Genomic DNA, 21,331 nt, shown 5'->3' on the forward strand with positions numbered 1-21,331 from the left:
GTGAGCGTCCTGTCCCTGCGCGGGATCAGCAAGACCTTCGGCGCGGTCGCCGCGCTCACCGACATCGCGCTCGACGTCGCCGCCGGCGAGGTCGTGGCGGTGGTCGGCGACAACGGGGCCGGCAAGTCCACGCTGGTCAAGATCCTTTCCGGGGTGCACCCGCCGGACTCGGGGACGATCACGTTCGCCGGGCGGCAGGTCGAGATCCCCACCCCGGCGGCGGCCCACAAGCTGGGCATCGCCACCGTCTTCCAGGATCTCGCCCTGTGCGAGAACCTCAACGTGATCCAGAACCTGTTCCTGGGCCAGGAGATCCGCCCGCTGCGGCTGAACGACGTGGCGATGGAGACCCGCTCGTGGGAGCTGCTCCGGCAGCTCTCGGCGAAGATCCCCAGCGTGCGGGTGCCGGTCGCGGCGCTGTCCGGCGGGCAGCGGCAGACGGTGGCGATCGCCAGGTCGCTGCTCGGCGACCCGAAGATCATCATCCTGGACGAGCCGACGGCCGCGCTGGGCGTGGCCCAGACGGCCGAGGTGCTCAACCTGGTCGAGCGGCTGCGCGAGAACGGCCTCGGCGTCATCATGATCAGCCACAACATGGCGGACGTGAAGGCCGTGGCCGACACGGTGGCGGTGCTCCGGCTCGGCCGCAACAACGGCGTCTTCCCCGTGAAGGACGTCTCCGCCGAGGACATCATCGCCGCGATCACCGGCGCCACCGACAACGTCGTGGCCCAGCGGGCCGCGCGCGGGCAGGAAGGACAGCAGCCGTGACGACGACCACCGACCGCCAGGACGAGCGGTTGCAGAGCCGCGACGGCCTGCGCGGCGCGCTCACCGACGTGGTCGAGCGCGCCCGCGGCGGCGACCTGGGCATGATCCCCGTGGTCGTCGGCCTGATCGTCATCTGGACCGTCCTGCAGATCCTCAACCCGGTCTTCCTGTCCAGCGCCAACCTGGTCAACCTCACGCTGGAGTCGGCCGCCGTCGGCGTGATCGCACTCGGCATCGTGTGCGTGCTGCTCGTCGGCCAGATCGACCTGTCGGTCGGCTCGGTCAGCGGGCTGTCGGGCGCGGTCCTGGCGGTGCTGTTCGTCGTCAAGGGACTGCCGGTCTGGCTGGCGATCCTCGCCGCCGTCGTGCTCGGCGCGGTGGTCGGCTGGCTGTACGCGCAGCTCTTCAACCGGTTCGGGGTGCCGAGCTTCGTCATCACGCTGGCCGGTCTGCTGGGCTTTCTCGGGCTCCAGCTGTACGTGCTCGGCACCAACGGGTCGATCAACCTGCCGTTCGACTCGGGGCTGGTGAGCTTCGCCCAGTTCTCGTTCGTGCCCGACTGGCTGTCCTACACGCTCGCGGTGGTCGCCTCGGCCGCCCTGTTCGTCAGCGGCTACCTGCACGCCAGGGAGCGGCGCAAGGCCGGGCTGTCGGCCAGGAGCGTCACGACCCTCGCCGTCAGGAGTGCGGCGCTGCTGGTCGCGCTGGGGTTCGTGGTCTGGTACCTGGGCCAGACGCGCGGCGTCGGCTGGATGTTCGTCTTCTTCGTGGCGCTCGTGCTGGTCATGCACTACCTGCTGTCGCGGACGAAGTGGGGCAGGTCGGTCTACGCGGTCGGCGGCAACGTGGAGGCCGCGCGCCGCGCCGGCATCAACGTCAAGACCGTGTTCACCACGGTGTTCGTGCTGTGCTCGACGTTCGCGGCCGTGGGCGGCATCATGGCCGCCGCACGGCTGGCCGCGGTCAACCCGAGCAGCGGCGGCGGCGACGTCAACCTCAACGCGATCGCCGCGGCGGTCATCGGCGGCACCAGCCTGTTCGGCGGCCGGGGCTCGGCCTTCGGCGCGCTGCTCGGCGTCGTCGTCATCCAGTCGATCTCCAGCGGCCTGACGCTGCTGAACCTCGACTCGTCCATCAGGTTCATGGTCACCGGGGCCGTCCTGCTGCTGGCGGTGGTCGTCGACTCCGTCTCGCGCAGGTCGAGGACCTCGCACGGCAGGGCGTGATGGCCGCCATCTGCGTCGACGCCGGCACCACGGTCATCAAGGCGGTCGGCTACGACGAGGCCGGCGCCGAGGCGGTCGTGGTCCGGCACGACACCACGGTGTCCCGGCCCGCGCCCGGCCACGCCGAGCAGGACATGGACGCGGTCTGGGACGCGGTCGCCCGCGCGGTGCGCGAGGTCGCCGCCCAGCTGGCCGGTCCGGTCCGGTTCGTCGCCGTGACCGCGCAGGGTGACGGCTGCTGGCTGGTCGACTCCTCGGGGGTGCCGACCGGCCCGGCCATCCTGTGGAACGACGGCCGCGCCGCCGCCGTGGTCGACGGCTGGAACCGCGCCGGCCTGGCCGAGGCCGCCTTCCGGGTCAACGGCTCGTCGGCCGCCTCCGGGCTGCCGCACGCGATCCTGACCTGGCTGAAGGAGCACGACCCGGACCGGCTGGCTCGCTCGGCCGCGATGCTGACGTGCGGCGGCTGGATCTTCTCCCGGATGACCGGGGTGCACGCCGCCGACGAGTCCGACGGCTCGGCCCCGTTCATGGACCTGCGGACCCGCCGCTACTCCCCCGAGCTGCTGGAGCTGTTCGGGCTCGGCTGGGCCGAGCGGCTGCTGCCGGAGCTGCGTGACGACTCCCGCCGCACGGCCCCGCTCACCGCAGGCGCGGCGTCGGCGCTCGGCGTGCCCGCCGGGACCCCGGTCGTCATGGCCCCGTACGACATCGCCGCCACCGCGATCGGCGCCGGGGCGGTGAGCGCCGGGCAGGCGTGCGCCATCCTCGGCACCACCCTGTGCGTGGAGAGCGTCGTCGAGCGGCCCGCCCTCGACGGCGATCCGGTCGGCATCACGATCGCGCTGCCCGGCGGCTACCTGCGGGCCTTCCCCACGTTCGCCGGGACCGAGGTCGTCCAGTGGGCCTGCCGCCTGCTCGGCCTGGGCCACCCGGCCGAGCTGAGCGAGCTGGCCGAGCGGAGCGAGCCGGGCGCGCGCGGGCTGGCGCTCCAGCCGTACTTCTCCCCCGCCGGCGAACGGGCCCCGTTCTCCGACCCGCTGGCCAGGGGCGCGTTCCTGGGGCTGTCCGTCGAGCACGGCCGCGAGGACGTGGCGCGGGCCGTCCTGGAAGGGCTCACGCTGGTCGTCCAGGACTGCCTGGCCGCCTCCGGCCCGCCGCCGCGCGAGCTGCGGGTGTGCGGCGGCGGCTCGGGCAGCGCGCTGTGGCTGCGGCTCATCGCCGACGTGACCGGCCTGCCGGTGCTGCGCCCGGCCGACACCGAGGTCGGCGCCAGGGGCGCCTTCCTGGTCGGCCTCGCCGCCACAGGCGCCGACCTGAAGACGGCCGCCGACCAGCACGTACGCCTGCGCCCGGCCGTCGAGCCGCGGCCGGGCCCGTACGAGCACGCCTACCGCGACTTCCTCGCGCTGCGCGAGACCACCGCCGGAACGTGGCCGCTGCTGGCCGGGATGCGAGGCCGTCCATGAGCGTCCACCTGGGCATCGACCTCGGCACGCAGAGCGTGCGCGCGATGGCGGTCGACGGGACCGGGCGGGTGCTCGGCGCGGCGAGCCGCCCCCTGACCAGCCGCCGCGACGGCCCCCGCCACGAGCAGGACCCCGAGGAGTGGTGGCACGCGCTCGCCGGGGCCACCCGCGAGGCCCTGGACGGCGTGACCGGGCCGGTGGCGGGCCTCGCCGTGGACGCCACGTCTGGAACGCTCCTGCTGACGGACGGCGCCGGCGCGCCTGTGACCCCGGCGCTCATGTACGACGACCGCCGCGCCGCCTCCTTCGCCGACCGGGTCAACGAGGCGGGCTCGGCCGTCTGGGAACGCCTCGGCTACCGGCGCATGCAGCCGAACTGGGCGCTGCCCAAGCTCCTGTGGCTGCTGGAGTCGCAGCCGGCGGGCGGCTTCCTGGCCCACCAGAGCGACTTCGTCAACCGCCGCCTGACCGGCGGCCCCGTCGCCACCGACCTGAGCAACGCGCTCAAGACCGGCGTCGACCTGATCGAGGAGCGCTGGCCGTACGAGGTGCTCGACGAGCTGGGCGTGCCCGCCGGGATGCTGCCCGAGGTGGTGCGGCCCGGCACCCGCATCGGCACGGTGTGCGCCGAGGCCGCCCGCGTCACGGGCATCCCCGAGGGCACGCCGGTGATCGCCGGGACCACCGACGGCTGCGCCGCCCAGCTCGGCGCCGGCGCCCTGACGCCGGGGAGCTGGAACTCGGTGCTCGGCACCACCCTGGTGCTCAAGGGCGTGACCCGTGACCTCATCCACGACCCGCTCGGCGTCGTCTACTCGCACCGCGCGCCCGACGGCTCCTGGCTGCCGGGCGGCGCGTCGAGCACCGGCGCCGGGGTGCTGGCCCGCGACCTGCCCGGCCGCGACCTCGACGCGCTCGGCGAGCAGGCCCAGGCCCGCTACGACGGGCGGGGCGGCCCGCCGATCACGTATCCGCTGGTGTCGCGGGGCGAGCGGTTCCCGTTCGCGGCGGCCGGGGCCGAGGGCTTCACGCTGGGCGAACCCGCCGACGACGTCGACCGCTACGCCGCGATCCTGCTCGGCGCGGCGTTCGTGGAGCGGCTCTGCTTCGACTACCTGGACCTGCTCGGCGCCCCGGTGGACGGCGAGATCATCCTGACCGGCGGCGCGACGCGGAGCGCGTACTGGAACCGGCTGCGCGCGGACGTGCTGGGCCGGCCCGTGACGCTGCGCGAGAACGCCGAGCCCGCCCTCGGCATGGCCGTGCTGGCGGCGGGCGCGCGGGCGGGCGGGATGGTCCGCACCCGCGCGGTGATCGAGCCGTCCGGGGCCGATCACCGCGAGCCGTACCTGCGGTTCGTCGCCGAGCTGGAGAACCGGGGCTGGCTGCCGTCGCAGGCCGCCGCCCACGCGCGTGAGAGGAGCGCCCGATGACGGACCTGGTGCTGGTGCGCCACGGCGAGACCGTGTGGCACGCCGAGAACCGCTACGCCGGCGTCAGCGACGTCGAGCTGACCCCGCGCGGCCACGAGCAGGCCGAGCGGCTGGCCCGCTGGGCGCGCACCGCCGGGCTGGACGCGGTCTGGGCCTCGAACCTGAGCCGCGCCCGCATCACCGCCGCCGGGAGCGCCGAGGCGGCGGCCGTGGAGCTGCGGGTGGACGAGCGCCTGCGCGAGCTCGACTTCGGCAAGGGCGAAGGGCTGACCGCCGAGGAGATGCGCGAGCGCTTCCCCGGGGCCCGCGCCGCCTTCGAGGCCGACCCGGGCGCGAACCCGCTGCCCGGCGGGGAGCGGCCCGGCGACGCCGCCGACCGGTTCACCGCCGCGCTCCGCGACATCGCCGCCGACCGGCCCGGCGGCCGGGTGCTGGTGGTCGCGCACACGACCGCGATCAGGATCGCGCTGTGCCGGCTGATCGGCGTGCCGCTCGGCGAGTACCGGCGGCTGTTCCCGCGCCTGGACAACTGCGCGCTCACCGAGCTGCGGCTGCGCGGCGAGCAGGTCGCCATCCTGAAGTACAACTCCCCGATTGGAGCTCTGCGTTGACCATCCGAGTCCTGGCCGCCGGTGACCATTTCGTCCGCAACGACCTGCTCATCGACGCGTTGCGCCGCGAGGTCCCCGGCGAGGTGCTGACCGGCGAGCTCACGCTGCCGTGGCCCGTGGTGCCCTTCGGCCGGGTGGGCGAGGTCGACGAGGCGTCGGACGTGGAGGACGAGCTGATCGAGGCGCTGCAGGGCGTCGAGGCGTGCGTCACCCAGATGGCGCCGCTCACCCGGCGCGTCCTCGACGCCTGCCCCGACCTGCGGCTGTTCGCGGTGAGCCGGGGCGGCCCGGTGAACGCGAACCTGGCGGCCGCCACCGAGGCGGGCGTGGCCGTGACGTTCGCGCCGGGCCGCAACGCGGTCGCCACCGCCGAGCACACGCTGGCCATGCTGCTGGCCGCCACCCGGCGCGTCCCGCAGACGCACGCCGACCTGGCCGGGGGCGTGTGGCGCGGCGACTACTACGTCTACGACAACGTCGGCCCGGAGCTGGAGGGCAGCACGGTCGGCCTGGTCGGCTACGGCGCGATCGGCCGCCGGGTGGCCCGGATGCTGGCGGGGTTCGGCGCCGAGGTGCTGGTCTTCGACCCGTACGTGGACGTGCCCGGCCGGGTGGAGCTGGACGAGCTGCTGTCGCGGTCGCGGTTCGTGTCGCTGCACGCCCGTGCCACCCCGGAGACGGCCGGCATGATCGGCGCCGCCGAGATCGCCCGCATGCCGGCCGGGTCGGTGCTGGTCAACTGCGCGCGCGGGGCGCTGCTCGACTACGACGCGCTGTGTGACGCGCTGGAGTCGGGTCACCTGTTCGGCGCGGCGATGGACGTCTTCCCCGAGGAGCCCATCCCCGCCGGGTCCCGGCTGCTGACCGCGCCGAACCTGGTGATGACGCCGCACCTGGCCGGGGCGAGCAAGGAGACGGCCGCGAAGGCCGCCTCCATCGTCGCCGCCGACGTGGCCCGCTACGTGCGCGGCGAGCCCCTGCTGCACTGCGCCAACCCGGCCGTCACCCTTTCAGCGCGCCAGCCATCAGGCCGCGCATGAAGAAACGGCCCAGCAGCACGTAGATGAGCATGGTCGGGATCGAGGCCAGGATCGCCGCGGCCATCTGCTGGCTGTAGGGGGTGGCCTGGGCGCCGGCGATGTTGTTCAGCATCACCGTGGTCGGCCAGCTCGTCGGCCCGGTGAGGAACACGGCGAACAGGAAGTCGTTCCACAGCGAGGTGAACTGCCAGATGATCACCACGGCGATCGCCGGGCCGGACACCGGCAGCACCACCGACCAGTACGCGCGCAGCATCCCGGCCCCGTCGACCCGCGACGCCTCGATCAGCTCGTCCGGGATCGTCACGTAGTAGTTGCGGAAGATCAGCGTGCAGATCGGGATGCCGTACACCACGTGCGCGAGCACCAGGCCGGGGATGCCGCCGTAGAAGACGCCCTGGAGCCCGGTCAGCTCGTTCAGCCCGACCAGGAGCTGCACCAGCGGGATCATCACCCCCTGGTACGGGATGAACATGCCGAACAGGAACAGCGTGAACAGCACGTCCGCGCCGGGGAAGCGCCACTTGGACAGCACGTAGCCGTTCATGGAGCCGAGCGCGCACGACAGGATCGAGCCGGGCACCGCGAGCAGCACGCTGTTCCACAGCCCGGGGGCGAGCTTCTCCCACGCCACGCCCCACGCCTCGAACGTCCAGGTCTCCGGCAGGTTCCACGCCTGGCCGGGGTCCGCCTCGGTCAGCGGCTTGAAGCTGGTGACCAGCAGCACGTAGATGGGGATCAGGAAGACCACCACGAACGCGATCAGCAGGACGAGCCGCACCCAGGAGCCCGCGTGCCTCATGAGCGCCTCTCCTTGCGGACGGACCAGATCAGGTACGGGATCACGAACACGGCGACGCTGAGCACGATGTACGCGGCGATGGTGGCGCCCTTGGCCGGGTCGTGGGAGTCGAACACCGCCACCCACATGAACACGGCGGGCACGTCGGTGACGATCTGCTTGCCGGAGACCGCGACGATCAGGTCGAACACCTTGAGCGAGATGTGGCCGAGGATGATCAGCGCGGACAGCGTCACCGGGCGCAGCAGGGGCAGCACGACGTGCCGGTAGACGCCCCACTCGGTGGCGCCGTCGACCCGCGCGGCCTCCCGCAGCTCCTCGGGGACGCCGCGGAACCCGGCGAGAAACAGTGCCATGACATATCCGGACATCTGCCAGACGGCCGGCAGCGCCATCGCCGCCATGCCCCACTCCTGGTTCCGGAACCACTCCCACTGCGGCAGTCCCACCGCGTCGAACAGCCGGTTCAGCCCGACCGCCCGCTCGTCCATGCCCGAGTTCATCAGCCACCGCCACACGATGCCGGTGGCGACGAACGACACGGCCATCGGGAACAGGTAGATCGCCCGGAACGTCCCTTCGCCCCAGATGCCCTTCTCCATCAGGAACGCCAGGAACCAGCCCAGCACCAGCGCCCCGGCCACGAACACGACCGTGAACACGATCGCGTGGTTCACCGACAGATGCCACCTGGCCTGGTCCCAGATGTCGATGAAGTTCCGCAGCCCGACGAAACCGCCCTCGGACACCTCGTCGTGCTGGTCCGTCATGGCCAGCCGGAAGTTCCAGCCCAGCAGGCCGTACACGAACACGCCGATCGCCACGATCGACGGCGTGACCAGGAGCAGCCCCGGGAGCCAGGCGCGCACCCGTCTCAACGATTGCCTCCCTCTCCGAAGGGGGTACGGCGGGCGGGCCCGCCGTACCCGCCGATCACTGGGCGTTCGCCGTCGCGGCGGCGGCCAGGCCCTTCTGCAGCTCGGCCACGTCCTGGGTGCCGATGAACAGCCCGACCGCCTCGTTGATGGCGGCCAGCCACGGCTGGTTCACCGCGACGCCGTGCTGGATGGAGCCGGCCAGCTTGTTGCCCGACCAGTCCTTCAGCGCGTCGGCCAGGTAGTCGGTGTAGAGGGACTGGTCGGCGTCCTTGCGGGCGGGGATGGAGCCCTTCTTCGGGTTGAAGGCGTCCTGCCCCTCCTTGCTGGCCGCGACCTTCAGCCAGGCGACGGCCCCGTCACGGTTCTTGGCGCCCTTGGGCAGGGTGAAGCTGTCCGACAGCCACAGGTAGGTGCCCTCGGTGCCGGGCGCGGGCGCCCAGTCGAAGTCCGTCTTCGACGTCTTGCCGAGGCCGCCGTCCGGCGGGTTGTGGAAGTAGCCGTACGCCCAGTCGCCCATGATGTTGAACGCGGCCTCGCCGTCGGCCACCTGCTTGGCCGCGGGCTGCCAGTCGTCCTGGGGGCTGCCCGCGTACGACATGATCGTCTTGAAGTTCTCCAGCGCCTTGGCGACCTGGGGGCTGTTCCAGTCGGCGCCCGGCTTGAACAGCGCGTTGTAGGCGTCGGTGCCGAGCGAGCCGAGCAGCACGCTCTCCAGCAGGTGGGTGACCGTCCACTCCGAGCCGATCGACAGCGGGATCTTGCCCGTGGCCTTGACCTTCTCCAGTGCGGCGACGAACTCCTCGATCGTCTTGGGCGCGCCCGCGACGCCCGCCTCCTTCAGCACCGACGGGTTGAACCACAGCACGTTGGACCGGTGGATGTTCACCGGCACCGAGTAGATCTTGCCGTCGACGCTGATCTGCTCGACGAGCTGCGCCGGGAAGGCGTCGGCGAGCTTGAGCTCGTCGTAGAGGAAGTTGAGCTCCTCCAGGTCACCGGCCTTGATGTAGCCCTGCAGCTCGGCGCCCGCGTGTCCCTGGAACGTGTCGGGCGGCGTGTCGGCCTGCAGCTTCGAGGCGAGCAGCGCCTTGGCCTTGTCGCCGGAGCCGCCCGCGACCGCGGCGTCGAAGAACGTCAGGTTCGGATTCTGCTGTTCGAAGATCTCTCGCATCGCCTTCAGGCCGTCGGCCTCACCCGGCCCGGTCCACCAGGAGAACACCTCGACCTGCTGCTTGCCGCCACCGCCGTCGCCGCTCGCGGCCGGCTCGGCCGGGGAGCCGCCACCGCCGCACGCCGACAGCCCGAGCAGGCCCGCCAAAGTGATCGCGACGGTCGCCGTCCACCGTCGTCTCATCGCACACCATCCCTTCGAGAAAACCCCCGAGCTGGTGACTTGACAACGTTGTCAGTAGGGCCATCAACGCACTTTGCCCACTTCTGCGTCAAGGAGTGGACGGATAACAGGTCCGCATACCACGAGAACTGTCAGTGCCCGCGGGCACACTCCAGGTATGGCCGACGAGCCCCTCGAACTGGGCGAGATCTCCCTCTCCGACTGGCACGCTCACAACGACACGATGGCCGACGTGGGGTTCCTCGTCATCGCGAGGCGGCTTCCCTCACTCGTCCGCCAGGCCATGAGCATGGCCTGGCGCGCCAGCCCCCGCGACACCGTCGCCACGGTCGGGCTCAGCCTGCTCGGCGGCGTCTTCACCGCCTTCGGCCTGCTGGCCACCACCGGGGTGCTCAACGCGCTGTTCAGCGAGGGGCCCACCCCCGACCGGGTGATCGCCGCGCTGCCCAGCCTGGCCCTGGTCGCCGCGATGGCGACGCTGCGCACCTCCGTCCAGGCCGGCGCGGGCTGGGCGCAGTCACGCCTCGACCCGCAGGTGACCCGGCTGACCGAGGAACGGCTCTACGGCCTGACCAGCCGCGTCGAGCTCGTCGCCTACGACGACCCCGACTTCCACGACGCGCTCCAGCGGGCCCGCAGCCGGGGCGTCCAGATGGCCGACATGGTGGTGACCTCCGCCATCGACGTGGTCACGGCCGCCGTCGGCATCGCCGCCGTCGCGGGCGTGCTCGGCGTGCTCCACCCGGTGCTGCTGCCCCTGCTCCTGCTCGCCGTGCTGCCCGACGCCTGGGCCGCCGTGCGCAGCGCCCGGATGCGCTACACGACGATGTTCTCGCTCATCCCCGCCATCCGCCGCAAGTGGATCATCGCCGAGCTGCTGGCCAACCGCGACCCCGCCGCCGAGGTCCGCTCGTTCACCATGCGCGGCTTCCTGCTGCGCATGTACGACGCGGTCGCCAAGGCCGAGCAGGACGTGCTGCTCGGCCTGGCCAGGCGGCAGACCGTCGCCAGGCTCGTCGGCGAGGCGCTGGGCGGCCTCGGCAGCGCCCTCGTCTACGTGGCGCTCGGCGTGCTGCTCGCGATCGCCGCGATCCCCCTCGCCGTCGCCGGCACCGCCGTGCTGGCCATCAGGTCCGGCCAGAGCTCGCTGGCCCACCTGATGTACGCCACCAACCGGCTCTACGAGGAGGGCCTCTACTTCACCGACTTCCTGGAGTTCTGCGACTCGGCCGAGCGCTGGCTGCCCGGCGCCGCCCGCACGACGGCCCCCGAGCGCTTCGAGCGCATCAGCGCCGTGGACGTCACGTTCACCTACCCGGGCTCCGACGAGCCCGCCCTGCGCGGCGTGTCGGTCGAGGTCAAGCGCGGCGAGGTGATCGCCTTCGTCGGCGAGAACGGCTCCGGCAAGACCACCCTCGCCAAGATCCTGTCCGGCCTGTACGAGCCCGACACGGGCAGCGTGCTGTGGGACGACGTCGACCTGCGCACGGTCAGCCCGGAGGACCTGCGGCTGCGCACCGCGGTGATCGCCCAGGACCACACCCGCTGGCCGCTCGCCGCCCGCTACAACATCACGATGGGCACCGACAAGGGCCAGGACGCCCTCGACGCGGCGGCGGCGGTCGCCGGGGCCGACGAGGTCGTCGCCGGCCTCCCCCACGGCTATCGCACCCTGCTCGACCGGCGCTTCAAGGACGGCCACGAGCTGTCCGGCGGGCAGTGGCAGCGCATCGCCGTGGCACGCGGCTTTCATCGCGACGCCTGCCTGCTGATCTGCGACGAGCCGACGGCGGCCCTCGACGCCCGCGCCGAGCACGCCCTGTTCGAGCGCATCCGGGGCCACTCCGACGGCCGCACGGTCCTGCTCATCACCCACCGCCTGGCCAGCGTCCGCTACGCCGACCGCATCTACGTGCTCGACCACGGCCGGGTCACCGAGGAGGGCGACCACGCCACGCTGATGGCGCTCGACGGGCTCTACGCCGAGCTCTACACCCTCCAGGCGTCCGCCTACCGGTGATCAGTGGCTGGCGAACGCCTGCGTCCAGTGTCCGCCGGCGAAGCCGACGCCGATGTGGGTGTAGGCGCAGGTGAGGATGTTGGCCTTGTGGCCGGGGCTGTCCATCCACCCGGACATGACCTCGGCCGCCGTGCGCTGACCGGCCGCGATGTTCTCGCCCCAGGAGCCGATCGGCGCGAAGCCGGCGTCGCGGATGCGGTCCTCGGGCCCGTCGCCGTCCGGGGCCTCGTGGTCGAAGAAGCCGCGGGCGGCCATGTCCTTGGAGTGGGCCAGCGCCGCCGCCCGGAGTTCGGGGTCGTGCTTGAGCGGCTTGCATCCGGCCTTGGCCCGGGCGGCGTTGGTGAGCTTGACCACCCCGTTCTCGGCGGCCGTGCCCACGGCGCCCCCGGTGCCCACGGTGGCGCGCTGCTCGGCGCGGGCCGGGGTCCGGGTGCGGGTGGGGGTCGGCTTGGGCTTGGGCTTGGGGCTGCTGGTCGTGCGGGTGGGCTTCGGGGTCGGCTTCGGGGTGACCGGCTTGCTCTTCGTGGGGGTGGGCGTCGGGGTCGGGGTGGGGGTGGGGGCCGGCGCAGGGGAGGTGGTGGTCGTCGCGGCGACGATCTCGGTCGCGGGGCGGCGGTCGGGCGCGGGGGCTCGGGTGGCGAGGATGACCGCCAGTCCGGCGACGGTGCCCACGATGACGGCGAGGGTGGCGAAGAGGAGCTTGCGGGCTGTGGTCATTGATCACACAATGGGGGTTTTGGTCCAATAACTAGCACAATGTCGGAGTTTATCCAGATTTACGGTGACGGCATTGGCTAGGACAGCACCGCCTGCATGATCGTGCGGGCGATGGGCGCCGCCGGGCCGGGACGTTCCAGCACCACCCCCACCGCCACCTCCGGCGCCCCCGCCGGGGCGAACGCGGTGAACAGCGCGGGAGCCCCCGGGCCCGCCGACTTGGCCGCCACCGAAATGCCCGGGATGGCCGCCGCCGTGCCCGGCCCGCCCGGCCGGGTGATCGTGGTCATCATGGCCGTGAGCTGCCCGGCCAGCTCGGGGGCCAGCGTCGTGCGGTACGGCGCCGGCGCGGCCCGCCGGATGACCGAGCCGTCCCGCAGCCGCACCTCCTCCACCAGGTACGGGCGCATCAGCGTGCCGTCGTTGGCCACGGCCGCAGACAGCATGGCGACCATGAGCGGCGTGACGCGCCCGCCCGGCCCGCCGATGGCCGCCAGGGCGGTGTGGGACCGGTCCGCGGCGCCGTCGAACGAGCTGGGCGTCACGGGCAGCGGGATCGTCAGCTCCGGGGCGTTGAAGCCGAACGCGTCCGCCTGGTCCCGCAGCGTGTCCTGGCCGAGTTGCAGGCCGATCCCGGCGAAGGCCGTGTCGCAGGAGCCCTGGAAGGCGCGGGCCAGCGTCGGCCGGGCGTCGCGGCCGCACGGCCTGCCGTCGACGTTGTGCACGTACCGGGTCGTTCCAGGCAGGCGCAGCTTGGCGGGGCCGGGCAGCTCGGTGGCGGGCCCGTACTCGCCGGTGGCCAGCGCGGCGGCGGTCGTGACGAGCTTGAACGCCGAGCCGGCCGGGTAGGTCTCGGCGGTCGCCCGGTTCAGCAGCGGGCTGCCGGGCGCGCGGCTCAGCCGCCGCTCGACGCGCGCCAGCGCGGCGGCGTCGAACGTGGCGAAGGCGTTCGGGTCGTAGGACGGGTAGCTGGCCAGGGCGAGGACGGCGCCGGTCGCCGGGTTGATCGCGACGGCGGCGCCGGGCGTGCCGGCGGCCCGCAGGCTCTGGTAGGCGGCCCACTGGGCCCGGTCGCTGATCGTCAGGCGGACGTCGGCGGCCTGCTCGGTGCCGATCCTGACCAGCGACTGCATCTTGACCTTGGCGTCGGCGCCCGACAGCGCCGCCTCCAGGGCCCGCTCGACGCCGGTCGCCGGCCCCGCCGTGAGATGCCCGGTGACGGGCGCGAACATCTCCCCGTGCGGGTAGAAGCGGCGATAGCGGTACGGCCCGCCGTCCGTCTCCCGGCTGGTGGCCACCACGGTGCCGTCGAAGCTGAGGATCGCGCCGCGCGGCTCGTCGAACCGGGCGATGCGGGCCCGCTCGTTGCGCGGGTCGGCGTTGAGCGACCTGGACGAGAACGCCTGGACGAAGGTCAGGTGCGCCAGCAACGCGAACAGCATCCCCGCGCAGATCCGTGCCACGCGGCGCAGCGTGCCGTTGATCCTTCTCGCCCTGGTCATGGATTCCGGTTTTAGCAACCGGAGATCCAAGCCCCGGCTAGAGGACGCTGCGGTAGTAGGAAATCTTGTCGCTGACGTAGCGCTTGCGCTCGATCAGGTTGCCGATCTGCGCCTCGACGCGGCGATCGTGCTCTTCGAGGAGCGCGATGCGGTCGGCGATCGTGTGGTCGCCGGCGCGGACCAGCTCGGCGAAGCGCAGCATCTCGGCGATCGGCATGCCGGTGTCGCGCAGGCAGCGGATGGTGCCGAGCCAGCCGACGTCCTCCTGGCTGAACCTGCGCTGCCCGGCCGCGTTGCGCTCGACCGGTTCGAGCAGCCCGATCTTCTCGTAGTAGCGCAGGGTGTCGAGGGAGAAACCGGTCTCCTCGACCACTTCGGCGGGGGTGTAGACGCTCACGGGAGCCAAGCATGGCACCTGGAGTGGGCTCCAGGTCAACCATTTGACATGGAGTCCACTCCAGGTCGCACAGTTCGGTCCATGAACATCGCACTCGGCACGATTCCGTTCGGCACCAGCGTCAGCCGTGAGGACACCTTCGCCATCCTGGACCGCTTCGTCGAGGCGGGCGGCAGCATGCTCGACACGGCCAACAACTACCCGTTCTGGGTCGAGGGCCGCACCGGGGACGAGAGCGAGCAGACCATCGGGGCCTGGCTCGCCGCCCGGGGCAACCGCGACCAGGTGTTCCTGAGCACGAAGGTCGGCGCCCGGCCGACGGTGCCCGGTGACGTCACGCTGGACTCGGCGGAGGGCCTGTCGGCGCCGGCCGTGCGGGCGGGCGTCGAGGGCAGCCTGCGCCGACTCGGCACCGACCACGTGGACCTCTACTGGGCGCACATCGAGGACCGGTCGGTGCCGCTGGAGGAGACCCTGGGCGCGTTCGACGAGCTGCACCGGCAGGGCAAGATCGGCAAGGTGGGCGCGAGCAACCTGCCGGCCTGGCGGCTGGAGCGGGCCAGGAACGTCTCGGCCGCGCACGGCTGGCTCCCTTACACGCACCTGCAACTGCGCCACACCTACCTGCGCCCGCGCCCGTACACGCGCCCGGCCGAGACCGGTCACCGCGTGACGGGCGACGAGCACCTGGAGTACGCGCGCGAGGCCGGGGTGACGCTGTGGGCGTACAACACGCTGATGTTCGGCGCCTACACCCGCGCGGACCGGCCGATCCCGGAGATCTACGACCACCCGGGCACCACGCGGCGGCTGGCCGCGCTGCGCGAGGTGGCGGGCGAGCTCGGCGCGACGCCGAACCAGGTCGTGCTGGCCTGGCTGATGGCCGGCGGGCACGTCCCGATCGTCGGCGTGAGCACGATGGCGCAGCTGGAGGAGGCGATCGGCGCGGCCGACGTCAAGCTCGACGACGAGCTGCGCCGCCGCCTGGACGAGGCCGCCTGATCACGGCAGATGGTCGGCCAGGTAGCGGCGGACGAGCTGCTTGCACTCGGCGATCAGGTCGGGGTCGCCGTCGGGGTGCGCCCGGAAGGCCAGCTTGAGGACCGCGTCGCAGGCCTCGACCGCGACGAGCAGCGCCCGGTCGAGGCCCGGCCCCCGGGGGGCGCCGAGCAGGTCGACGGTGAGGGCGCGCAGGCGATCGGCGACGATCGCGTTGTTCTCCAGCGCGGCGTCGAGCGTGTGGTTGGCGCCGTCGGAGGCGTGGCCGCCGGGCGCGGCCAGCGCCTCGCCGAAGTCGACCACGCCGAACCCGGGCGTCGTGCGCTTCATCGCCACGAACTCGTCGATGGCCAGCTCGACCAGGTCGGTCCAGTGGCCGAGCTCGGCCTCGGCGATCCGCTCGGTCACCCGGCCCAGGAACGCCTCCAGGTTGCGCAGGGCCAGCGCCCGCACGAGCCCCTGCTTGTCGGGGAAGAACTGGTAGAACGTGCCGATCGGCACCTCGGCGCGGCGGGCGACCTCCTTGGTGGTGACGGCGTCGTAGCCGACCTCGTCGAGCAGGAGCGCACACTCGTCGAGCATCCGCTCCACCCGCTCCGCGCTGCGACGCTGGGCGGGGCGGCGGCGCAAGGTACTCGTCATGCCCTCATCTTGGCCCATTACCAACAAGTAGAGGTTAACATGAGCCCGACTCGCGAAACTTGAGGAGCACGGCATGTTCCTGTGGGGCACGGCGACGGCGGCGTACCAGATCGAGGGCGCGGCGGACGAGGACGGCCGGGGCCCGTCCATCTGGGACACCTTCTCCCACGAGCCCGGCCGCACCCGCGACGGGCACACCGGCGACGTGGCCTGCGACCACTACCACCGCTGGCCCGAGGACGTCGCGCTGATGTCGGAGCTCGGAGTCGGCGCCTACCGGTTCTCCATCGCCTGGCCGCGCGTCCAGCCCTCCGGCGCCGGCCCGGCCAACCCCAAGGGTCTCGACTTCTACGAACGCCTGGTCGACGCCCTGCTCGCGGCCGGGATCACGCCGGTGCCGACGCTGTTCCACTGGGACCTGCCGCAGGCCGCCCAGGACCGCGGCGGCTGGCTGAACCGCGACACCGCGCACCGCTTCGCCGACTACGCCGCCCTCGTCGCCGACCGCCTCGCCGACCGCGTGCCGATGTGGATCACGCTCAACGAGCCGTTCGTGCACATGGCGTACGGCCACGCCCTCGGCCTCCACGCGCCCGGCCAGGCCCTGCTCCTCGACGCGCTGCCCGTGGCCCACCACCAGCTCCTCGCCCACGGTCTGGCCACGGCGGCGCTGCGCGCGGCGGGCGCCGGGCAGGTCCTGCTCACCAACAACTGCACGCCCGTGTGGGCCGCCTCCGACGCGGCCGAGGACGTGGCCGCCGCCGAGGCGTACGACATCCTGCACAACCGCCTGTTCAACGACCCCGTCCTCACGGGCGCCTACCCCGACCTGTCCGCGTACGGGGCGAAGGAGCTCGGCTTCGTCCGCGACGGGGACCTCGCCGTGATCGCCGCGCCGCTCGACGGGCTCGGCGTCAACTACTACAACCCCACCCGCATCGCCGCGCCCGCCGGGCCCGGCCTGCCCTTCACCGACGTCGGCGTCACCGGTCACCCCACCACGGCCTTCGGCTGGCCCGTCGTCCCCGACGGCCTGCGCGAGCTCCTCACCGGCCTGCTCGCCCGCTACGGCGACGCCCTGCCGCCCGTCTACGTCACCGAGAACGGCTGCTCCCAGCCCGACGTCCCCGGCCCCGACGGCACCGTGGACGACCAGGACCGCATCGCCTACCTCGACCAGCACATCGCCGCCGTCCACGCGGCCCGGCGCGAGGGCGTCGACGTGCGCGGCTACTTCGTCTGGTCGCTGCTGGACAACTTCGAGTGGGCCGAGGGCTACCACCAGCGCTTCGGCCTGGTCCACGTCGACTTCGCCACCGGCCGCCGCACCCCCAAGGCCTCCTACCACTGGCTCAGGGCCCGCCTGGCGACGCTCTAGAAGACCGAGACGTGGACGTGGTCGTAGTGGTTGGCGGTGACGCCGCCACGGTCGGACATCATGTCCCACCCGCCGCCTGAGCGGATGTCGTAGTAGCGCTGCTTCCAGATGATGTACATGACGCCGAGCCGCGAACCGTTCTTGATCAGGTAGTTGGCCAGCGCGTCACCCCGATCGGACTCCAGCCCGGAGGCCATTCCGCGCGAGATCATGAAGTCGCAGGCCCGCCCCTTGCCGTGCTCGCCCGGGTCGCCGGGCCTCAGGCAGCCGACGCCGTACGGCATGGGGAAGTTCTGCATCACGTCGGCCCGTACGGAGATCATGCGGGGAGTCAGGCCCTCGCCGCCGCCGGGCTGCTGGAAGCCGTACTTGGCGAGGAGGCGGTCGAGCTCGGCGCGCCGGCTCTTGATGGCCTTGATCTCCTTCTGCATCTTCTTGATCTTGTCGTTGGCCGCCAGCTTCGCCTTCTGGGAGTCGGCGATGAGCTTCTGCACGTGGGCGACCTGGCCGGCGCGGACCTGGGCCATGAAGTTCATGTTGGCGGCGTGGCCGAGCGTCTTGTACGGGTCGACCTGGGTGGCGAAGAGCTGGGTGCCGTCGATGGGGCCGAGCATGTAGCTCGTCTGGGCGATGGCGGCGAGCTTGCCCTGGGCGTCGACGAGCCGCTTCTGCAGGTGGCCGGAGGTGTCGAGGGCCTTCTTGGCCTGAACCTTGATCTCTTCGAGGCTCTGGATGGAGCCGCGGTAGCGGTTGTTGAGCGCGGCGGCTTCCTTGGTCAGCTTGCGCAGCTGGGCAGGGGTCGGATCGGCGGAAACCGACTGCGGGGTGAGCAGGGCGGCAAGGACCACGGCGAACACGGCAAAGCGCCCGGTCTTCACGCCACGACCTCCCCTCGTAGACGGTCGAGACTATAGAAGATGATCTTCAAGCCTGTCACCTGAACAGTGGAACTCGTGCCTCATTGACCCTCCAAGTGCCCATTTGTCCGATATAAGCGTTATATAAAGTTGGGCCTTGCCCAGAGCGTGAACCCGAATTGAGATGGCGGTCGAACTCGTCTCTGCGAAGGGGCAGACCCGTGTCTCGATCACTCACCATCGTCTCAGCCGTCATCATCGGCTTAGCCACGTCCATGGTCGCCCTGGAAGCCCAGGCGGCCGTGGACCCGCTGCCGCCCGGCGACAGGATCGAGCTCTACCAGCTCGACAGCCCGCCGGGCACCGCCCAGACCCTCCGGGAGCAGGGCTTCGACGTCGTCCAGCAGGAGATCAAGGACGGTCGGGAGCACGTCGAACTGACCGCCGCCCAGGCCGACCTGGCCGGGCTGAAGAAGCTCGGCCTCAAGCCCGAGCCGGTGCGCAACCCCCAGGGTCAGACCCAGTTGGAGGCCGCCAGGACCCAGGCGGCCGGCGGCTACACCGTCTTCAGGTCGTACTCCGAGCCCGGCGGCATCGCCGACCAGCTCAGGGCCATCGCCGACGCCAACAAGGACGTCGTGAAGCTCCAGTCGATCGGCAAGACCGTCCGGGGCCAGGACATCCTCGCCGCCAAGGTCAGCACGATGGCCCGGCTGCTGCCCGACGGGATCAAGCCCGCCTCGCTGTTCTCCGCCACCCAGCACGCCCGCGAGTGGATCGCCACCGAGGTGGACATGCGGCTGCTCAAGCACGTGGTGGCGCACAAGGGCGAGCTGCGCGACCTGCTGAACAGGACAGAGCTGTGGTTCGTGCCGGTGGCCAACCCCGACGGGTACGACTTCACCTTCACCGAGGGCAACCGGCTGTGGCGCAAGAACCTGCGTGACGTGAACGGGGACGGGCAGATCACGCTGGGCGACGGCGTGGACCCCAACCGCAACTTCCCCACGAACTTCCACTACGACGAGGAGGGCTCCTCCTCCATCCCGAGCAGCGAGACCTACCGGGGCGCCGGCCCGGCCAGCGAGCCGGAGACCAGGGCCATGGACGGGCTGATGCGGCGCGTCCGGTTCGAGACGCAGCTCAACTACCACTCCTTCGGGCCGCTGCTGCTCTACCCGAGCGGCTTCCAGATCGCCACGGAGACGGCCGACAACCCGATCTACGAGGCGCTGACCGGCACCGACGACCGGCCCGCGGTGCCGGGCTTCGACCCTGACCTGGGCGCCGAGCTCTACACCACGAACGGCGACACCAACGACCACGCGCACCGCCAGTACGGCACGCTGTCGTGGACCCCGGAGCTCAACGAGGGCTGCGACGGCTGCGGCTTCGTCTTCCCCGACGACGAGGCGCTGGTGCAGGCCGAGTTCGAGCGCAACCTGCCGTTCGCGCTCGACGTGGCGCGCTCGGCCGTCAACCCGGTGGAGCCGGTCACCCACCTGGGCAACAGGACGCCGGACTTCGTCGTGGACGCCTTCGGCACCAGCCACGGCCGCACCCAGGCCGTCCAGGTCAACGCCAAGCGCAAGCTCGGCCCGGTCTTCCTCAACTACCGGGTCAACGGGGGCCGTACGAAGACCGTCCTGACGCGTGAGTGGCGCGGCGGCGAGCGCTACGGCGACGGCTACGACCGCTACTACCACCGGATGCGCGGCACGGTCACGGGCACCCGGCCGGGCGACAAGGTGGAGGTCTGGTTCAGCGCGTTCGGCAAGAAGAGCGACGCGTTCACGTACGAGGTGGCCGCGGACATCGGCGGCAAGGTGCTGGTGCTGGCGGCCGAGGACGTGACGGGGATCAGCCCGGCGCAGGGCGTGACCGAGGCCAAGTACGCCGACGAGTACGCCAAGGCCCTCGACGAGGCGGGTTACAGCTCCGACGTGTACGACATGGACCGGAACGACCGGAAGGCGCCGCACCCGCTGGGCGTGCTGAGCCACTACGACGCGGTCGTCTGGGAGACCGGCGACGACATCATCCCGCGCAGCGTGGGCCAGGCTCCCGGCACCACCTCCAAGGCGGGCGTGGACGTCGAGCTGGCCGTGCGCGACTATCTGAACGAGGGTGGCAAGCTGCTGCACGCGGGCAAGTACCCGTCCTACGCGGCCAACGCCAACGGGTCCTACTACTACCAGCCCGACCAGCCGGCGCGGCCGGAGTGCGGCGAGCCGAGCGACCCGCCGTGCATCCCGGTGTTCAACGACTTCCAGCAGTACTGGCTGGGCGCGTACGTGTTCTTCGACAACGCGGGCAGCGACGCGGCCGGGCAGCCGTTCGCGCTGGGCGGGACCGGCGGCCGGTTCGAGGGCTTCTCCGCCACGCTGGAGCCGGACGTGCACACGAACTCGTTCGTGGCCACCTCGGCGATCCTGCCGCCGGATCAGTTCCCGCTGTTCGCCAGCTCGGCGCCGGTCAAGTGGGTGCGGCCCGGCGGCCCGTTCGACCCGCACACCGGCTCGTGGGACGTCTACAGCGGCATCGCCGACGTGTCGTGGAAGCGGCTGACCAGGACCGTCGACCTGACCGGCAAGAGCAGCGGCGAGCTGACGTTCTGGACCTCCTACGACACCGAGTCCGCCTGGGACCACCTCATGGTGGAGGCCAGGACGGCGGGCGGCGACGACTGGACGACGCTGCCCGACGCCAACGGGCACACCACGCAGGCGACCGGCAGCAGCTGCCAGTCGGGCTGGAGCGACATCCACCCGCACGTCCTGCGCTACCAGGGTCCGCAGTGCGAGTCGACCGGCACGTCCGGCTCCTGGAACGCGGCCTCCGGCAACTCGGGCGGCTGGCAGCAGTGGAAGATCGACCTGACCCCGTACGCGGGCAAGACGGTCGAGCTGTCGATCTCGTACGTGAGCGACTGGGGCACCCAGGGCGCCGGCGTGTTCCTCGACGACGCCACGGTGACGCTGGACGGGGCGACGGCCGAGGAGACGTCGTTCGAGTCGGACCTGGGCGGCTGGACCGTGGCCGGGCCGCCGGAGGGCAGCGCGCCGTCGATCAACAACTGGTTCCGCACCGACCAGGTCTTCGAGGAGGGCGCGGGCATCGTCACGAAGGACACCGTCTACCTGGGGTTCGGCGCTGAGAGCGTGGTCGATCAGGCCGCGCGGGCCGACCTGGTGAAGCGGTCGATGCAGCACCTGCTGGGCAGCCGGCGCTGACC

At 71.9% G+C, this 21,331-nt stretch carries 18 protein-coding genes; 10 read left to right on the plus strand and 8 right to left on the minus strand.

The features are described 5' to 3' along the window. The 6 genes from KME80_RS18785 to KME80_RS18810 are packed head-to-tail and all read left to right on the plus strand — an operon-like array spanning window position 1 to window position 6,550. Entirely contained in the window at window positions 1–771 is a 771-nt protein-coding gene (locus KME80_RS18785) for an ATP-binding cassette domain-containing protein (protein WP_219506947.1), read from the plus strand. After that, a complete protein-coding gene (locus KME80_RS18790) occupies window positions 768–1,997 on the plus strand; it encodes a sugar ABC transporter permease (RefSeq protein WP_219506949.1) in 1,230 nt (409 codons plus the stop codon). Before KME80_RS18785 ends, KME80_RS18790 begins: the two co-directional genes overlap by 4 nt. Further along, window positions 1,997–3,466, plus strand: a complete 1,470-nt coding sequence (locus KME80_RS18795) for an FGGY-family carbohydrate kinase (RefSeq protein WP_219506951.1) — start codon at window positions 1,997–1,999, stop codon at window positions 3,464–3,466. The genes KME80_RS18790 and KME80_RS18795 overlap by 1 nt, the downstream gene beginning before the upstream one ends. Next, window positions 3,463–4,899 (plus strand): FGGY-family carbohydrate kinase, encoded by a 1,437-nt coding sequence (locus KME80_RS18800; protein ID WP_219506952.1) that lies wholly within the window; start codon window positions 3,463–3,465, stop codon window positions 4,897–4,899. The genes KME80_RS18795 and KME80_RS18800 overlap by 4 nt, the downstream gene beginning before the upstream one ends. Beyond that, a complete protein-coding gene (locus KME80_RS18805) occupies window positions 4,896–5,510 on the plus strand; it encodes a histidine phosphatase family protein (protein ID WP_219506953.1) in 615 nt (204 codons plus the stop codon). The genes KME80_RS18800 and KME80_RS18805 overlap by 4 nt, the downstream gene beginning before the upstream one ends. Next, window positions 5,507–6,550: a 2-hydroxyacid dehydrogenase gene (locus KME80_RS18810; RefSeq protein ID WP_219506954.1), complete on the plus strand. Its 1,044-nt coding sequence runs from the start codon at window positions 5,507–5,509 to the stop codon at window positions 6,548–6,550. Before KME80_RS18805 ends, KME80_RS18810 begins: the two co-directional genes overlap by 4 nt. Here the strand turns inward: KME80_RS18810 and KME80_RS18815 are convergent. Genes KME80_RS18815 through KME80_RS18825 form a run of 3 tightly spaced genes read right to left on the minus strand, consistent with a single transcriptional unit; the run spans window position 6,513 to window position 9,584 of the window. Further along, window positions 6,513–7,352 (minus strand): carbohydrate ABC transporter permease, encoded by an 840-nt coding sequence (locus tag KME80_RS18815; RefSeq protein ID WP_219506958.1) that lies wholly within the window; start codon window positions 7,350–7,352, stop codon window positions 6,513–6,515. The two genes, KME80_RS18810 and KME80_RS18815, sit on opposite strands and share 38 nt — an antisense overlap. Continuing rightward, entirely contained in the window at window positions 7,349–8,230 is an 882-nt protein-coding gene (locus tag KME80_RS18820; protein WP_219506960.1) for a carbohydrate ABC transporter permease, read from the minus strand. Before KME80_RS18820 ends, KME80_RS18815 begins: the two co-directional genes overlap by 4 nt. A gap of 55 nt (window positions 8,231–8,285) precedes the next feature. Further along, window positions 8,286–9,584 carry an ABC transporter substrate-binding protein gene (locus KME80_RS18825; RefSeq protein ID WP_219506962.1) on the minus strand — a complete coding sequence of 433 codons (1,299 nt, stop codon included), beginning with the start codon at window positions 9,582–9,584 and terminating at the stop codon, window positions 8,286–8,288. 157 nt (window positions 9,585–9,741) lie between these two features. Between KME80_RS18825 and KME80_RS18830 the strand changes: the two genes are divergently transcribed. After that, window positions 9,742–11,604: an ABC transporter ATP-binding protein gene (locus tag KME80_RS18830; RefSeq protein ID WP_219506965.1), complete on the plus strand. Its 1,863-nt coding sequence runs from the start codon at window positions 9,742–9,744 to the stop codon at window positions 11,602–11,604. Here KME80_RS18830 and KME80_RS18835 read toward each other — a convergent pair whose 3' ends face one another. The 3 genes from KME80_RS18835 to KME80_RS18845 form a co-directional block, all read right to left on the minus strand. Continuing rightward, window positions 11,605–12,321, minus strand: a complete 717-nt coding sequence (locus tag KME80_RS18835) for a CAP domain-containing protein (protein WP_219506966.1) — start codon at window positions 12,319–12,321, stop codon at window positions 11,605–11,607. A gap of 77 nt (window positions 12,322–12,398) precedes the next feature. Further along, window positions 12,399–13,823, minus strand: coding sequence for a penicillin-binding transpeptidase domain-containing protein (locus KME80_RS18840; protein ID WP_246645184.1), 1,425 nt, complete (start codon window positions 13,821–13,823; stop codon window positions 12,399–12,401). A 37-nt stretch (window positions 13,824–13,860) separates the two neighbouring features. Further along, the gene (locus KME80_RS18845; protein WP_219506967.1) at window positions 13,861–14,220 is read right to left on the minus strand and encodes a MerR family transcriptional regulator; all 360 of its coding nucleotides are present in this window, start codon (window positions 14,218–14,220) and stop codon (window positions 13,861–13,863) included. Window positions 14,221–14,301: 81 nt separating this feature from the next. On the opposite strand from KME80_RS18845, the gene KME80_RS18850 reads away from it, so the two are divergent. Then, entirely contained in the window at window positions 14,302–15,222 is a 921-nt protein-coding gene (locus KME80_RS18850) for an aldo/keto reductase (RefSeq protein WP_219506968.1), read from the plus strand. Here KME80_RS18850 and KME80_RS18855 read toward each other — a convergent pair whose 3' ends face one another. Next, a complete protein-coding gene (locus KME80_RS18855; RefSeq protein WP_219506969.1) occupies window positions 15,223–15,861 on the minus strand; it encodes a TetR/AcrR family transcriptional regulator in 639 nt (212 codons plus the stop codon). A 73-nt stretch (window positions 15,862–15,934) separates the two neighbouring features. Between KME80_RS18855 and KME80_RS18860 the strand changes: the two genes are divergently transcribed. Further along, on the plus strand, window positions 15,935–17,239 hold the full coding sequence (locus KME80_RS18860; protein ID WP_219506970.1) for a GH1 family beta-glucosidase: 1,305 nt from the start codon (window positions 15,935–15,937) through the stop codon (window positions 17,237–17,239). Here KME80_RS18860 and KME80_RS18865 read toward each other — a convergent pair. Further along, the gene (locus KME80_RS18865; RefSeq protein ID WP_219506971.1) at window positions 17,236–18,117 is read right to left on the minus strand and encodes a VldE C-terminal domain-containing protein; all 882 of its coding nucleotides are present in this window, start codon (window positions 18,115–18,117) and stop codon (window positions 17,236–17,238) included. The two genes, KME80_RS18860 and KME80_RS18865, sit on opposite strands and share 4 nt — an antisense overlap. Before the next feature lie 200 nt (window positions 18,118–18,317). Here KME80_RS18865 and KME80_RS18870 point away from each other — a divergent pair, with 200 nt between their 5' ends. Beyond that, window positions 18,318–21,329, plus strand: coding sequence for a M14 family metallopeptidase (locus KME80_RS18870; protein WP_308125827.1), 3,012 nt, complete (start codon window positions 18,318–18,320; stop codon window positions 21,327–21,329). Window positions 21,330–21,331 lie beyond the last annotated feature (2 nt).

It is taken from the genome of Nonomuraea ceibae (genome assembly GCF_019396325.1).
In the GTDB taxonomy this organism is placed as follows: domain Bacteria; phylum Actinomycetota; class Actinomycetes; order Streptosporangiales; family Streptosporangiaceae; genus Nonomuraea; species Nonomuraea ceibae.

What these genes read in the sequence shown, in the direction of transcription:
- KME80_RS18800 (WP_219506952.1), top strand. Translation starts at nt 3,463, where the DNA reads ATGAGCGTCCACCTGGGCATCGACCTCGGCACGCAGAGCGTGCGCGCG.
- KME80_RS18825 (WP_219506962.1), bottom strand. Translation starts at nt 9,584, where the DNA reads ATGAGACGACGGTGGACGGCGACCGTCGCGATCACTTTGGCGGGCCTG.
- KME80_RS18855 (WP_219506969.1), bottom strand. Translation starts at nt 15,861, where the DNA reads ATGACGAGTACCTTGCGCCGCCGCCCCGCCCAGCGTCGCAGCGCGGAG.
- KME80_RS18860 (WP_219506970.1), top strand. Translation starts at nt 15,935, where the DNA reads ATGTTCCTGTGGGGCACGGCGACGGCGGCGTACCAGATCGAGGGCGCG.
- KME80_RS18835 (WP_219506966.1), bottom strand. Translation starts at nt 12,321, where the DNA reads ATGACCACAGCCCGCAAGCTCCTCTTCGCCACCCTCGCCGTCATCGTG.
- KME80_RS18795 (WP_219506951.1), top strand. Translation starts at nt 1,997, where the DNA reads ATGGCCGCCATCTGCGTCGACGCCGGCACCACGGTCATCAAGGCGGTC.
- KME80_RS18805 (WP_219506953.1), top strand. Translation starts at nt 4,896, where the DNA reads ATGACGGACCTGGTGCTGGTGCGCCACGGCGAGACCGTGTGGCACGCC.
- KME80_RS18815 (WP_219506958.1), bottom strand. Translation starts at nt 7,352, where the DNA reads ATGAGGCACGCGGGCTCCTGGGTGCGGCTCGTCCTGCTGATCGCGTTC.
- KME80_RS18840 (WP_246645184.1), bottom strand. Translation starts at nt 13,823, where the DNA reads ATGACCAGGGCGAGAAGGATCAACGGCACGCTGCGCCGCGTGGCACGG.
- KME80_RS18830 (WP_219506965.1), top strand. Translation starts at nt 9,742, where the DNA reads ATGGCCGACGAGCCCCTCGAACTGGGCGAGATCTCCCTCTCCGACTGG.
- KME80_RS18850 (WP_219506968.1), top strand. Translation starts at nt 14,302, where the DNA reads ATGAACATCGCACTCGGCACGATTCCGTTCGGCACCAGCGTCAGCCGT.